Source organism: Oceanospirillum sanctuarii (assembly GCF_002150805.1).
In the GTDB taxonomy this organism is placed as follows: Bacteria; Pseudomonadota; Gammaproteobacteria; order Pseudomonadales; family Halomonadaceae; genus Oceanospirillum; species Oceanospirillum sanctuarii.
The window spans coordinates 180,165-194,624 of sequence record NZ_MTBA01000003.1 but is presented as its reverse complement, the minus strand read 5'-3'; the positions used below and the strand labels follow the sequence as shown (position 1 = coordinate 194,624).

The window sequence follows — 14,460 nt, the reverse complement described above, 5'->3', positions numbered from 1 at the left end:
CAGATTGGTCTTTTCACATCTAAAGCAGAGCTGTGATCAGTTGGCAGGAATACTCTGAGGCAGCAGTTTGCGGATAATCGGAATCGGGCTCAGGATATGACCGTACATGAGTTCCGTTGCTTTGGCCTTGTCACGGTTCAGCAGAGCATCCACCAGCTCGGCATGCTCCTGACGTTTCTCTTCCAGTGCGTTCTGGGAGAAAACCGTTTGCTTCAGCCAGAGCTGACGATAGCGTTCCGCCTGATCCAGCAGGGAGGCGCGCATCTCCAGAAGTTTTGGCGAGCCGCAGCCGTTCACTATCGCCTGATGGAAAGATTTATGGCGACGATCCCACACCTGCAGCATCTCTTCCGGTGTGTTCACTTCATTAACCCGCGACAGCTTGTGGGCTTCGCCCAGTACTTCCGCTTCCCAATCTTCATCGCCGCGTTCAACCGCAAGACCAGTAATCAGGGCTTCAAGGTGTGCACGGGCATCATAAATATCGGTCAGCTCTTCCTCTGACATCTCTGCCACCCGGAAGCCGCGCTGGCTGATCGCGGTAACCAGACGATCCGCCACCAGCTGTGACAGCGCCTCACGCATGGGGCCTGCGCCAATCTCGTAATGACTTTTCAGATGGCTCATCAGCAGTTTGTCGCCGGGTTGGTATGCGCCATTGATGATGTCCTGCTTCAGCAAACGATAGGCGATAGTGGCCTGATTGGCTTTGCTGCCTTCCACCATCTCTTTCTCGGTCACGCCTGCGGCGTTGCCATTGCTGTGTGTGCTGTTTGTCACGGGCGTATTCATTTTTCCGGTTGGTTCCATCGGTTGCGCATGCTGCTGATTATAAACAGAGTCTCCGGCCTTACAACTCAGGCGGAGTTTCTTTGCTGTTCTCTCAGCACAGGTGTCTTTGCTCTAGCTTTGGGTATTTTATCTTCAATAATAAAAAATGTAGATATTTTTGTAGAATGAATATATTATTTGTTCATCGAGACATTTTAAGTGTCCAAGCGGCTCAATTCACAGAGCCAAAACAACGACAAACCCTATTAGCAGCATGATTAAGCACTGCAGGAGCCACTAAAGATGAGCACTGTTATCGAACGCAACGGCCTGACCGCCGGTACTGAATACAAAGGTTTCACTGTTTCTGTTTCTGAGCAGAGCAACGGTCGTCTTCTTGAGCTGAAATTCAGCAAAGAAACCGTTGAGAAATTCTTCGCAGCAATCGAAGAGTGGCCGATTCAGGCGCTGGAATATAAGTCTTTCCTGCGTTTCCGTGTTGCTAAAGTTCTGGACGATCTGTGTGGCAACAAACTGCACGGCTTCCTGGTAGACACTCTGACCGATCGTCAGACTGGTGCTCTGCTGATCACTCCGGAAGGTCTGGATGATGTATCTCAGGCGGATGACATGGTGCGTTTCACCACTGCTGTTGCTCACCTGATGGGTCGTTCCAACTTTGATGCCATGAGCGGCAAATACTACGCACGTTTTGCGGTTGTGAATGTTGATAACTCTGACAGCTACCTGCGTCAGCCACACCGCGTAATGGAGCTGCACAACGACGGTACTTACGTTGAAGAAGACACTGACTTCAACCTGATGCTGAAAATCGACGAGCAGAACATGGAAGGCGGTAACTCTCTGCTGCTGCACCTGGACGACTGGGAAGATCTGGAGAAATTCTCTACTCACCCTCTGGCGTACCGCGATATCCGTTGGGCTGTTCCACCAAGCAAGAATATCTCTAAAGACATCTACCACCCGGTATTCGATCTGGATGTAAACGGTGACATCATCACTTCTTACATCGATCAGTTTGCACAGCCTGCAAACCTGGAAGAAGGTGTGTTCCTGTCTGAGCTGGGCGAGTCTTTCGAGACCAGTAAAGGCATCCAGTCTATCCGTGTACCAGTAGGTAGCTTCCTGCTGATCAACAACCACATGTGGCTGCACGGTCGTGACAAGTTCACTCCACACCCAGAGCTGCGTCGTGAACTGATGCGTCAGCGTGGTTACTTCACGCACAAGAAAACCCTGCGCAAGCCACGCCAGTAATCCGGTCAACGGCTGACCTGTCACTGGTCACCTTTCGACGGTGAAAGAACGTGGAAGCAAAAGCCGGAAACATGATGGTTTCCGGCTGACCTGAGGGGTATCCTTCGGTCCTTACCCTGCCTGGAAGCATTGAGCTCCCGGCGGGGTAAACTGCCTTATAGACACTGCATTTCTGTAACGCCGGATCTGCCTTACAGAAGCTCTATTCGCGCCAAGCGAGGAACAGAATGTACGATTACATCATCATCGGCGGCGGCATCGTAGGTATGTCCACCGCGATGCAGCTGCTACAACAGAAGCCCGATGCCAAACTGCTGGTACTGGAAAAAGAATCTCAGGTTGCTGAGCATCAGACCGGTCATAACTCCGGCGTAATTCACGCGGGTGTTTACTACACGCCGGGCAGCCTGAAGGCGAAATTCTGTCTGGAAGGTAACAAAGCGACTAAAGCTTTCTGTGACGAGAACAACATTCCTTACGATGAGTGCGGCAAGCTGCTGGTTGCCACCAACGACATCGAAATGGAGCGTATGAAAGCGCTGTGGGAACGTACCGAAGCTAACGGCATCGAGCGTTACTGGCTGAACGCGGAAGAGCTGAAAGAGCGTGAGCCGAACATCACAGGTATCGGTGGTATCTTCGTACCTTCAAGCGGCATCGTCAGCTACCGTCGTGTGACTGAAGTGATGGCGGACAAAGTTCGTGAAGCCGGCGGCACCATCGAATTTAACTGCGAAGTTAAAGCGCTGAAAGAAACCGATTCTGAAGTGGTTGTTACCACCAGTCGTGGTTCCTTCACCAGTAAGTATATGATCTCCTGTTCCGGCCTGATGGCGGATCGCATCGTGCGTATGCTGGGTATCAAGCCTAAGTTCAAGATCTGCCCGTTCCGTGGCGAGTACTATCTGCTGAAGCCGGAGCACAATCAGGTTGTAAACCACCTGATCTACCCGATTCCTGATCCGAGCATGCCGTTCCTTGGCGTGCACCTGACCCGTATGATCGACGGCACCGTAACCGTAGGTCCTAACGCGGTAATGGCGTGGAAGCGTGAAGGCTACAAGAAAACCGATATCTCCCTGAAAGACAGCATCGAAGCGCTGACCTATCCGGGTATCCTGAAAGTACTGAAAGACAACCTGAAGCCAGGTCTGATTGAGATGAAGAACTCTATCTTCAAAGGCGGCTACCTGAAGGAAGTGAATAAGTACTGCCCGATCATCAAGAAATCTGATCTGGGTGCTTACCCAGCGGGTGTTCGTGCTCAGGCGGTATCGGAAGATGGCAAGCTGGTAGACGACTTCCTGTTCGTTAAAACCAAGCGCACCATCAACGTATGTAACGCGCCGTCACCGGCAGCGACCTCTGCGATTCCGATCGGCAAACACATTCTGGAAGAGGCTGCTGCGAACTTCGCGTAAGCACCTTTCAGATCGCCAATCTGTGCTCAGACTGGTTGTATAAAAAAGCCCCGAAACCGCTTGCCGGTTCCGGGGTTTTTTTATGGCTGAGACAGCAGGAAGAGGTGCGGTAGTGACCTGTGCGTCATCTTGATAATGGCTTCTTATAGAAAGTATATGATTCATATATTGTACTTATCGTTCTGCCCTCGCTAACTTCGATACATCAGATCTCTCTATCGAATCTAATCAACCAATAATTCTAAAAGCCAAAGAAAGACAGAGGTTAACGAACATGAGCCAACGCGCAGCATTTAATTGGGAAGACCCGTTCAATCTGGATCAGCAACTCACGGAAGAAGAGCGCATGGTGCGTGATATGGCCCGTGAATATTGTCAGGGCAAGCTGCAACCTCGGGTTCTGCAGGCTAACCGCGATGAGATCTTCCATCGCGAAATTATGAATGAAATGGGTGAAATGGGCCTTCTGGGCAGCACCCTGCCGGAGAAATACGGCTGCGCGGAAGTTAACCACGTTTGTTATGGTCTGGCGGCTCGTGAAGTAGAGCGCGTAGACAGTGGTTACCGTTCTGCGATGAGTGTGCAGTCCTCTCTGGTGATGCACCCGATCTACGCTTATGGCTCTGAAGAGCAGCGTGAAAAATATCTGCCGAAGCTGGCTACCGGTGAGTGGGTAGGTTGCTTCGGTCTGACCGAGCCGGACGTAGGTTCCGATCCGGGCGGTATGAAAACCCGTGCCGAGCGCGTTGACGGTGGTTTCCGTGTGACCGGTGCAAAAATGTGGATCACTAACTCGCCAATCGCTGATGTGATGGTGGTTTGGGCGAAGCTGGATGGTGAGATCCACGGCTTTATTCTGGAGCGTGGTATGGAAGGTCTGACCACGCCGAAGATCGAAGGTAAGTTCTCTCTGCGTGCGTCTATCACAGGTGAAATCGTGATGGATAACGTCTTCGTTCCGGAAGCGAACCTGCTGCCTAACGTGAAAGGTCTGAAAGGCCCGTTCGGCTGTCTGAACAAAGCCCGTTACGGTATCGCCTGGGGTGCTCTGGGTGCGGCGGAATTCTGCTGGCACGCGGCACGTCAGTACTCTCTGGATCGTATCCAGTTCAACCGTCCTCTGGCAGCGACTCAGCTGGTGCAGAAGAAACTGGCAGACATGCAGACTGAAATTACTCTGGGTCTGCAGGGCTGTCTTCAGGCAGGCCGTCTGATGGACGAGGGGAACTGCCCGGTTGAGCTAATCTCTCTGATCAAGCGCAACTCTTGTGGTAAATCTCTGGATATCGCCCGTGTTGCCCGTGATATGCACGGTGGTAACGGTATCTCTGATGAGTTCCATGTGATCCGTCACTCAATGAACCTGGAAGCGGTGAACACCTACGAAGGTACTCACGATATCCACGCTCTGATTCTGGGTCGTGCCCAGACTGGTATTCAGGCGTTTGGTTAATCACTGAAGCTGAATCCCGTGTGAAACACACTCTGTGTCAAACGGTTAGAGATCCGGGCGGTGTTCGGTCGTCGTCATCGCCCCTAGCTTGCTTGCTGAACTAACCGTGCTTTAGCCTGCCCCCTGTGGCAGGCTTTTTTTGTTATTGCTGGGCGATTTTCCGGTGTTTTTTTCAGCCAAAAAGCCTGCGAGAGCCTTTGGCGAAAATTGCTGAACATGTAAACTGTTTTTCCCTTATTTCGTTCATGACTTATGCCTAATAGCCTGAAACCGGAAATAAGGTCACGGTTACCGGATATGAAAAATAACTGCTGCTTCTGTTTACCCGAACGGAGCGCCATCAAAGCAGAATAAGAACACCGGAACCCCGTTATTATTTGGAGGAAGTATGCAAAAGAAAATCTGGCTGCCGGAAAATGAGATGCCGACCCATTGGTACAATGTGGTGGCTGACATGCCGAATGCTCCGACACCACCTCTGGGTCCCGATGGCCAGCCTGTTGGCCCTGATGCGCTGAGTGCCATTTTCCCGAATGCGATTATTGAGCAGGAGATGTCCGCCGAGCGCTGGATCAAGATTCCTGACGAAGTGCGTGAAAAGCTGCTGTTGTGGCGTCCGGCTCCGCTGGTTCGTGCTACCGAACTGGAAAAAGCACTGGGCACTCCTTGTAAGATCTTCTTCAAGAACGAATCCGTAAGTCCGGCCGGTTCTCACAAGCCAAACTCTGCCATCCCTCAGGCTTACTACAACAAGCAGGAAGGTGTTAAGCGCCTGATCACGGAAACCGGTGCCGGTCAGTGGGGTAGTTCCCTTGCGTTGGCAGGTCAGATGTTCGGTCTGGATGTTCGCGTTTATATGGTGAAGGTGAGCTATGGTCAGAAGCCATATCGCCGTTTGCTGATGCAGACCTGGGGTGCGAACGTATTCCCAAGCCCAACCAACATGACTCAGGTTGGTCGTGATGTACTGGCGAAAGATCCAGATTCGCAAGGTTCTCTGGGTATCGCCATTGCTGAAGCGGTGGAAGAAGCCGCCGGTACTCCGGAAGCAAACTACGCGCTGGGTTCGGTACTGAACCACGTTCTGCTGCACCAGACCATTATCGGTCAGGAAGCGAAGAAGCAGCTGGAAATGGTGGGTGAATATCCGGATATGGTCTTTGCGCCATCCGGTGGTGGTTCTAACTTCGGCGGTATCGCCTTCCCATTCTTTGCTGATAAAGCTGCGGGTAAAGAGGTGCGTCTGATCGGTGTTGAGCCGACCTCCTGTCCGTCACTGACTAAGGGTGAATACACCTATGACTTCGGTGATTCTTCCGGTCTGACTCCGATGATGAAGATGTACACGTTGGGTCACGACTTTATGCCGCCGGGCATCCACGCCGGTGGTCTGCGTTATCACGGTCAGTCTGCACTGGTGAGCCAGCTGTACCATGAAGGTCTGCTGGAGGCGATGGCGGTTGGCCAGAAAGAGACTTTCGAAGCGGGTGTGCTGTTTGCCCGTACCGAAGGTATCGTTCCGGCTCCGGAATCCAACCACGCTATCGCGGGTGTGATCCGTGAGGCGCTGCGTTGCAAGGAAACCGGCGAAGCGAAAACCCTGCTGTTTACGCTTTCCGGTCACGGTCACTTCGATATGACTTCTTACGATCGCTTCTTTAAGGGCGAGCTGGAAGACTTTGAATATCCGGAAGAGGCGATCAAAGCGTCTCTGGCGAATCTGCCAAAGTTCTGAGTGCGGTGCGGGACAAGAGCGTTATCTATCTCTTGTCTGGCTTAGCGTCAGAAGACCAAAAAACACCGCCAGCTGGCGGTGTTTTTTTATGGCTGTTTTGTCGGGTTGGAATGTAAATTTCAGCTATCGGACAGCCAGCGTTCCAGCTTCTCTTTTAAGGCCATAAAGTCGATCGGTTTGGAGAGGTAATCCGACATACCGGCTTCCAGACAGCGCTCCTTATCGCCCTGCATGGCGTTGGCGGTCATGGCGATAATCGGCAGATCTATCATGCCCAGTTCTTCACGGACTTTATGGGTTGCCGTCAGACCATCCATTACCGGCATCTGCAGATCCATCAAAACCAGTTGATAGTGGTTATGTCTGATCTTCTCCAGCGCCTGCTCACCATTTTCCGCCAGCTCAAATGAGATGCCGATCTTGTCCAGAAAACGCCCGGCAACCATCTGATTGATACTGTTATCTTCAACCAGTAACACCTGGGCTTCGCGCTGAGTTTCTTTCATGGCCGGAGCTGATTCCGGTTGGCCTGAAGGCTGGTTCAGTTCAGTTTTTGGCATCAGCCCATTTCCGTTGATGGAATTAGGATGGGAAACGCTCTGAATGGCTGTTTTATAGACCTGATCACTTAACGACCAGAGTTTAAGCGTTGCCGTAAAGCAGCTGCCCTGAGCGGCTTCACTGGAAACGGTGAGGTCGCCCTGCATCATTTCACACAGCTGTTTACTGATGGCAAGGCCAAGCCCTGTCCCACCAAACTGGCGGGTAATGGAGGCATCGGCCTGCGTAAAGGCGGTAAAGAGATGGGCTTGTTTCTCTTTGGATATGCCGATACCGGTATCCTGCACAGCGATAATCAGCTCAACCCCTCTGGCGTTCGGATAGGGCGGTCGCTGAGACTGATGTTCAGCATCATCAGATTCCGGAGACGCCGGACGGCAGGAGATACTGATTTTTATCTGCCCCTGTTCGGTAAACTTGGCGGCATTACTGCTCAGGTTGGCCAGCACCTGATTGATGCGCATCAGGTCACCAAAGAACTCTGCAGGGGTATTGGGCGTGACCTGCCACTGATGCTCAATAGGACGACCGTCCAGCAGAGGTTTCAGCAGGGTATCGGTGTGGGCTATCAGGTCTGACAGCTCAAAATGCTGCGGTTCGATGGATAGCTTGCCCGCTTCAATTTTGGAGAAATCGAGAATGTCGTTCAGTATGCCCAGCAGCTGCTTCGAGGAGTAGTGAATCTTATCCAGATATTCGGTCTGTTCCGGTGTCAGCTCGGTGGACAGCAGAGCCAGATGACTGAGGCCGATAATGGCGTTCATCGGTGTGCGGATCTCGTGGCTCATATTAGCCAGAAACTCAGACTTGGCCTGATTGGCAAACTCAGCCCGTTCTTTCTCGGTACGTAGTTGCTCCTGCAGTTTCTGGGTGTCGGTCACATCGCTGTAGATGCCTACGGTGCCACCTTCAGGGGTAGGGTATTCCAGTGCCTGTATAAAGCGACCATCGGTGGTTTCTGCGGTGTTGATCCGTACCGTATAGCGGGTCTCTTTATTGATCTGATACTGAAGCCAGACATCTTTGTCGACCGGTAATACCAGAGCGTTACGCTCCACCAGCGTGTGAGCCAGTTCCGGGTAGGTAACGCCGAGTTCAATCTTATCCGCCATTTGTGGATAAAGCTCTTTGGTGCGCTCGTTGAACAGCACCAGCTGATCGTCTTTATCAAACAGGGCGATACCTTCGTTAATACTGCCGATGGCGGTGCGCAGGCGGTTCTCGATCTGCTCCAGATACTCATCGGTTTTACGCAGTTCGGTGATGTCTCTGGCAGTGCCGCGATAGCCAATAAAATTGCCTTCAGCATCAAAGCGGGGCTTGCCGCTGACAGAAACCAGAACAGGGCTATCGTTGCCTTCCAGCTCATACTCCAGATCTCTGAATGGCCGGTGAGCGTTCAGATCATCAATATGCTGTTCAAAGACCTCGGACGGTGCGTTTTTCATCAGCTCCATACGGCTGCGGCCGATCATGCTCTCCTGATCGATCCGTTTCAGTACCGGGGTAAAACCGGTCAGGGAGATGACCCTGTGTTTTGCATCGGTTTCCCAGAACCAGTCCGAGGAGGATTCGGCAAAATCCCGGAACATGGATTTGCTCTGACGTAACTTGTCCTGTGCCGCAACCCGCTCACTGATATCACGGATAATCAGCAGGGACTCCTGGCGGCCATCGTGGGTGAGTTGGCTGAGCACCAGCTCGACAGGGCTTTGATTATGGGCTATTCGGGTTTCCAGCTGGCGCTGGTCAGCGTTGGGAGCCTGATCGAAGAGTTCATCAAGAGGGTGTTGCTGCAACAGTTCCAGTGGCTGATCCAGCAGTATCTCGGCCTGTTTATTTCCGTTTTGAATCCGTTGTCGGCTGTCGAGAAAGAGCACTCCATCACCTACCCGGCTGAGTACGGTTTCGAAGTACTGCCGGGCCTGATCGATATGTTGCCGGTGCAGGGTGACCAGCTCTTCTTCCATCAGCTTGGCGGCGCGATCTGCCAGTCGGTGCTCTTTATCAGCCTCATCGTAGCTGTCACTGATCAGCTGCAGCAGATAATCCATATCCGGCTGATCAGTGCCCGATCTTCGTCTGGCTTTTGCCAGCTGACGCTGCAGAAGTTTGTGCATCTTAGTGCTCCTGCAGCAGAGTGATGGTCATGGTCTGATTGTGCAGTTCGCACTGACCTGTATAGCCATCCGGGGCGATCTCTCCATAGGAATAAAAACCGGTCAGGGCGATATCCTGCCCCAGAATATCGGCAACCACTTCAACCTCATCGTTGATACGTTGGCCCATCAGCAACTTGCGGCCGATACAGCTGACCAGAAGTGCCAGTCCACGACCTTGCTGATGCTGCAGGTGTTCGGCCGCATTGGCCGCGCCTTCAATCAGACGATCAAAGTTGCCCCGCATCAGCTGAGCGCTGTAACCCTCCGGTACATTACCGGCGAAGGTCAGGCTGTTGTTGCTTTCATCCACCGCGAGAATGGTGCGCACAACGGCACCTTCATCCTGATGGGGCGGACGTATCGAAAGCGGGAATAACAGGCCGCTGCCGGGCAGGTTCTGAGCTTCGTCTCCCAGATAATGCTTGTACAGATCCAGTGCCGGTTGGCCATCCAGCTCATACAGCACATTGTCTTCCGAGCGGGTTACGGTGCGCAGCGGGCCAAAGCGATCCCAGCCACCAAAACTACTGCTACTGACCTGCAGGCGCTCGCCATAAAACCCTATGGCAACCAGCTGACCGCTTGTTGGCTCGGCATTGCAGCCGGTGTAGGTGGTGGTGAAATCCGGGCCATCTCCGGCAAGTCCGCCGGTGATCATGATCTCTTCAGGCAAGACTTCCCGACAGCCTCTGATCAGCTCGCTGCCGTTCACCTTAAGACCGTCGCTCAGTAACCAGACCAGGCGTAGCCCCTCTTGAGGCAGTTGTTGCACCAGGTCATGGCCTGCAGCAGATGAGCTGAGCTCTTCGGTCAGATGAACGGAGGCGGTTTCTATTCGGGAGTGTTCCAGCTCAATGGCTGTTGCCGCGAGGGAGTCATCAAAAACTTCATCGGCGAGAATTTCGCCGCCAGTGCTCAAACCTGCGATATGAGCATTGGGAAATTGTTGCTGAAGTTGCTGATAAGGTGATTGGCTGCGGCAGATCTCGGGGGCGGCGAAGTAGAGTACCAGCTGAGGTTGGCTGACACCGTCGTCAGAAAGAGTTGTCCAGCGACCGTTTTCGAAGATCTGCTGCCTGATTTTCATAACGCCACCGCCTGTAAGATTTATTTTATGGGTGTGTTTAGATTGTGTCTTAAAAGCGGGCAAAAAAAAAGCGCCCTGCTTAAGGCGCTTTTTATGGAGGTTTCAGGCTGTATTGAGCCTGAGGTTCCGGGCTTAGCGGAAGGACTCAACAGGCCAGCCTTTTTGCTGCGCCTCGGCCAGCAGACTCTCGTCAGGATCAACGGCTACCGGTTTGCCTACTAAGCGTAGCAGAGGCAGGTCGTTGTGGGAGTCGCTGTAAAACCAGGTTTCCGCCAGATCAAAGGACTTATCTTCCAGCCAGTTGTTCAGGCGGATCACCTTGCCTTCTTTAAAGCTTGGGATACCGGCGACCTTACCAGTGTAACGGCCGTCAATCTGTTCCGGCTCAATGGCGATCAGTTCGTGTACACCTAAGCGCTCAGCGATCGGCTCTGTGATAAAGCGGTTGGTGGCGGTGATGATCAGAATGTAGTCACCCTGTTCGCGGTGCCAGTCCAGTTTAGCGAAGGCTTTATCCAGCAGAATCGGCTCGATCTTTTCCTGCATAAACTGGTTGTGCCACTGGTGCAGCTGTTCCGGCTCATGCTCGGCCAGCGGTGCCAGTGAGAAATTCAGGTATTCCATGATATCCATGGTGCCGCTCTGGTACTGCTCGTAGAAGCGGTCATTGGCTTCTTTATAGAGTTTGGCGTCAACAATGCCTTTCTCGGTCAGAAACTCGCCCCAGGCATGATCACTGTCTCCGGCGATAAGGGTGTTGTCGAGGTCAAAAATAGCCAGATTCACGTTAGGTTCTCCAGTCTGCATAGGGCGGCTTTCGCGGAGGAAGGAGCCGGATAATCGATGAAAAGCTCGATTATCCCAGAGCCCGAAAGCTTGTAAAGGATTGTTCTGACAGGATTGATTTGCCAAAGCAGCAGAACTGTTGTCTGATTGAAGAACTCAGGTGCTTTGTGAAACAATAGCGCTAATATAAATACAAGGTGATCTGCGTGATTGATGCTGATGGTTACCGGCCCAATGTCGGTATAATCTTGACGAACCAGTATGGGCAGCTGCTGTGGGCGCGCCGTGTGGGTCAAGACGCATGGCAGTTTCCGCAAGGTGGTATTAAAGAACACGAAACACCGGAGCAGGCCCTTTATCGCGAGTTAAAAGAAGAGATCGGCCTGGGTGCTGATGATGTCCATGTGTTGGGCTGCACCCGGGGCTGGTTACGCTATCGTTTGCCGCGAAAAATGATTCGCCGTCACAGCAAACCGCTGTGTATCGGCCAGAAACAAAAGTGGTTTTTGCTGCAGTTACGCTGCGGCGAGAAAAGTATCTGTGTTGACCATTCGCCGTCGCCGGAATTCGACCGTTGGCGCTGGGTGAGTTACTGGTACCCACTGGGACAGGTTGTGCCCTTCAAGCGGGAAGTGTACCGCAAGGCGCTGAAAGAGCTGTCCCATCGATACAACAGGAATCTGTTTAAGACTTTATAGACTCAAGAAACTATAGATCCGGGAAGTTCGATCCGAGAACCTTAGATCGACGATCTCAGATCGACAACGGATCAATCAACAACGTCAGGATTACGACTCCGTCTGACACCTCTTAAGAAACGAGGGTGATTATGCTCAAGACCTTGCAGCGCATCGTTCAGGAAGTGAACTCGGCCAGGACTCTGGACGAGACGCTTTCGATTATTGTGCGCAGGGTTCGCCGGGCGATGAAGACGGATGTGTGTTCGGTCTATCTGCTTGATCAGGAACAGCAGCGTTACGTCCTGATGGATACCATGGGTCTGAAGAAGGAATCCATTAAGCAGGTTTCCCTCGACGCCGGTCAGGGTCTGGTAGGTTATGTCGGTGAGCGGGAAGAACCCGTTAACCTTGATGATGCCACTCAGCATCCGAACTATGTCTATTTTGCCGAAACCGGTGAGGAGCGTTTTCACAGCTTCCTCGGTGTTCCTATCATCCATCAGCGCCGTATTCTCGGCGTTATCGTGGTTCAGCAGCAGGAAAAACGTCGCTTTGATGAGGGTGAAGAAGCCTTTCTGGTGACAGTTTCTGCCCAGCTGGCCGGTCTTCTGGCGCACTCTCTTGCCACGGGCTCATCCAGTCTTTCAGGTCTTGCCCAAAACAGTATTCACGGCAGTTGCTTTAAAGGCGTTGCCGGAACCTCTGGTATTGCTATGGGATCTGCGGTGGTGATTCTGCCGATGGCGAATCTGGATACGGTACCGGATCGGGTGCCGGAAGATCCGGATGCTGAGATCGAGCAGTTCCGCGAAGCGCTGACCGCTGTTCGTAACGATATCCACGAAGTTAACCGCCGTCTTGCTCAGCGTCTGAGTGAGGAAGAGCGCGCCCTGTTTGAAGCCTATCAGCGTATGTTAGATGACAGCGCGCTGGGACAGGAAGTGATCAACAAGATTGGTGAGGGTAACTGGGCACAGGGGGCTCTGTGTCAGGTGGTTACCCGTCATGCCCGTTTCTTTGAACTCTCTCAGGATGATTACCTGAAAGAGCGTGCTACCGATATCCGTGATCTGGGCCGTCGCGTGCTGGCTTATCTGCAGAAGATTGAGCAGGACGAGATCGAATATCCTGAAAAAGCGATTCTGGTCAGTGAGGAGGTCACTCCAGCTATGCTGGGTGAAATTCCGAAGGAGAAGCTGGCAGGGCTGGTCTCTGTTCAGGGCTCCAGTAACTCTCACGTTGCGATTCTGGCCCGGGCGATGGGTATTCCTGCGGTGATGGGGACTATTGATCTGCCTTTGGGTCTGTTAAACGGCCAGAAGCTGATTGTGGATGGCTATCAGGGGGTGGTGTTTAACAACCCCAGTGATGAGCTGCTGATTCAGTACGGCAACCTGATGCGGGCGGAACAGAAGCTGCAGAAGGGACTGGAAGATCTGGCGGGTCTGCCGAGCGTCACTCTGGACGGCTTTAAGATGCCGCTGCTGGTGAACACAGGTCTGGCTCAGGATATTACACACTCACTGAATCATGGTGCCGAAGGTGTGGGGCTTTTTCGTACCGAAGTGCCTTTCATGGTCAGTGAGCGCTTCCCGTCGGAAGGTGAGCAGCAACAGGTTTACCGTGAGCAGCTGAAAGCATTTTATCCACAACCGGTGACCATGCGTACGTTGGATATTGGTGGGGATAAAGCTCTGCCTTATTTCCCGATTAACGAAGCTAACCCGTTTCTTGGCTGGCGCGGTATTCGTGTCACCCTGGATCATCCGGAAGTGTTTCTGGTTCAGGTGCGGGCGATGTTGCGCGCCAGTGAAGGTCTGAATAACCTCCAGATTATGCTGCCGATGGTGTCTAACCTTCCTGAGGTAACGGAATCTATCTCGCTGATTGAGCGTGCCTTTACCGAGTTGTGTGAAGAGGGGCTGGATCTGAAACGCCCGGATATCGGCGTTATGATCGAGGTTCCGGGTACTATCTATCAGGTATCCCGAATTGCACAGCTGGTGGATTTCCTGTCGGTGGGCAGTAACGACCTGACTCAGTACCTGCTGGCGGTTGACCGCAACAACCCTCGCGTTGCAGATCTCTACAGCAGTTTCCATCCGGCGGTTCTGAATGCGCTGAATACCATTGCTCAGTCCTGTCGTGGGCACGAGTGTCGCCTGAGCCTTTGTGGTGAGTTAGCGGGTGACCCCCGTGGCGCTGTGCTGCTGATGGCGATGGGCTATGACGCACTGTCGATGAACGCCGTGAACCTGCCCCGGGTGAAGTCGGCAATTCGTCAGCTGCGAAAAGCAGATGCTGAAACACTGCTGGATCAGGTTCTGCAGTTGGGAACGTCAGAAGAAGTGATTGCCCGGCTGGCTGAGATGATGGGCGAGCTGGGGCTGGGTGCTCTGCTGCAGCCTGTGATGAGCCTGAAAACACCGAAGAAAGTTCAGTAAACAGCACTAATCAGAATTACGATCTCTCCGGCACCTGACAATAAAAAAGACCCGCATTTCGCGGGTCTTTTTTTTATTTATT

Annotated in this window: 10 protein-coding genes; 6 read left to right on the top strand and 4 right to left on the bottom strand. The window is 52.7% G+C overall.

Annotated elements, in window-relative coordinates; translation table 11 throughout:
- Positions 1-36: 36 nt before the first annotated feature.
- Positions 37-726 carry a DNA-binding transcriptional regulator CsiR gene (gene csiR, locus BV405_RS04680; RefSeq protein WP_086480137.1) on the bottom strand — a complete coding sequence of 230 codons (690 nt, stop codon included), beginning with the start codon at positions 724-726 and terminating at the stop codon, positions 37-39.
- 348 nt (positions 727-1,074) lie between these two features.
- On the opposite strand from csiR, the gene glaH reads away from it, so the two are divergent.
- The 4 genes from glaH (at position 1,075) to BV405_RS04655 (ending at position 6,658) form a co-directional block, all read left to right on the top strand.
- Positions 1,075-2,049 carry a glutarate dioxygenase GlaH gene (gene glaH / locus BV405_RS04675; protein WP_086479710.1) on the top strand — a complete coding sequence of 325 codons (975 nt, stop codon included), beginning with the start codon at positions 1,075-1,077 and terminating at the stop codon, positions 2,047-2,049.
- 227 nt (positions 2,050-2,276) lie between these two features.
- Entirely contained in the window at positions 2,277-3,470 is a 1,194-nt protein-coding gene (gene lhgO, locus BV405_RS04670; RefSeq protein WP_086479709.1) for an L-2-hydroxyglutarate oxidase, read from the top strand.
- 274 nt (positions 3,471-3,744) lie between these two features.
- The gene (locus BV405_RS04665) at positions 3,745-4,923 is read left to right on the top strand and encodes an acyl-CoA dehydrogenase (RefSeq protein ID WP_086479708.1); all 1,179 of its coding nucleotides are present in this window, start codon (positions 3,745-3,747) and stop codon (positions 4,921-4,923) included.
- A gap of 388 nt (positions 4,924-5,311) precedes the next feature.
- Complete coding sequence (locus BV405_RS04655; protein WP_086479706.1) at positions 5,312-6,658, top strand: TrpB-like pyridoxal phosphate-dependent enzyme; 1,347 nt, start codon at positions 5,312-5,314, stop codon at positions 6,656-6,658.
- Between the two features lie 119 nt (positions 6,659-6,777).
- Here BV405_RS04655 and BV405_RS04650 read toward each other — a convergent pair whose 3' ends face one another.
- From BV405_RS04650 to BV405_RS04640, 3 genes are all read right to left on the bottom strand, one after another.
- Positions 6,778-9,339 carry a response regulator gene (locus tag BV405_RS04650; RefSeq protein WP_086479705.1) on the bottom strand — a complete coding sequence of 854 codons (2,562 nt, stop codon included), beginning with the start codon at positions 9,337-9,339 and terminating at the stop codon, positions 6,778-6,780.
- Position 9,340: 1 nt separating this feature from the next.
- The gene (locus tag BV405_RS04645) at positions 9,341-10,468 is read right to left on the bottom strand and encodes an FIST signal transduction protein (RefSeq protein ID WP_086479704.1); all 1,128 of its coding nucleotides are present in this window, start codon (positions 10,466-10,468) and stop codon (positions 9,341-9,343) included.
- A gap of 132 nt (positions 10,469-10,600) precedes the next feature.
- A complete protein-coding gene (locus BV405_RS04640; RefSeq protein WP_086480136.1) occupies positions 10,601-11,254 on the bottom strand; it encodes a histidinol-phosphatase in 654 nt (217 codons plus the stop codon).
- 206 nt (positions 11,255-11,460) lie between these two features.
- Between BV405_RS04640 and BV405_RS04635 the strand changes: the two genes are divergently transcribed.
- Together BV405_RS04635 and ptsP are read left to right on the top strand one after the other, a co-directional pair.
- Positions 11,461-11,952 carry an RNA pyrophosphohydrolase gene (locus BV405_RS04635; RefSeq protein WP_086479703.1) on the top strand — a complete coding sequence of 164 codons (492 nt, stop codon included), beginning with the start codon at positions 11,461-11,463 and terminating at the stop codon, positions 11,950-11,952.
- 131 nt (positions 11,953-12,083) lie between these two features.
- Complete coding sequence (gene ptsP / locus BV405_RS04630; RefSeq protein WP_086479702.1) at positions 12,084-14,378, top strand: phosphoenolpyruvate--protein phosphotransferase; 2,295 nt, start codon at positions 12,084-12,086, stop codon at positions 14,376-14,378.
- The last annotated feature ends 82 nt before the right edge of the window (positions 14,379-14,460 follow it).

Bases quoted from the DNA above. Each gene is read 5' to 3' on its own strand.
- csiR (WP_086480137.1), bottom strand. From the start codon at position 726: ATGGTGGAAGGCAGCAAAGCCAATCAGGCCACTATCGCCTATCGTTTG.
- glaH (WP_086479710.1), top strand. From the start codon at position 1,075: ATGAGCACTGTTATCGAACGCAACGGCCTGACCGCCGGTACTGAATAC.
- lhgO (WP_086479709.1), top strand. From the start codon at position 2,277: ATGTACGATTACATCATCATCGGCGGCGGCATCGTAGGTATGTCCACC.
- BV405_RS04665 (WP_086479708.1), top strand. From the start codon at position 3,745: ATGAGCCAACGCGCAGCATTTAATTGGGAAGACCCGTTCAATCTGGAT.
- BV405_RS04655 (WP_086479706.1), top strand. From the start codon at position 5,312: ATGCAAAAGAAAATCTGGCTGCCGGAAAATGAGATGCCGACCCATTGG.
- BV405_RS04650 (WP_086479705.1), bottom strand. From the start codon at position 9,339: ATGCACAAACTTCTGCAGCGTCAGCTGGCAAAAGCCAGACGAAGATCG.
- BV405_RS04645 (WP_086479704.1), bottom strand. From the start codon at position 10,468: ATGAAAATCAGGCAGCAGATCTTCGAAAACGGTCGCTGGACAACTCTT.
- ptsP (WP_086479702.1), top strand. From the start codon at position 12,084: ATGCTCAAGACCTTGCAGCGCATCGTTCAGGAAGTGAACTCGGCCAGG.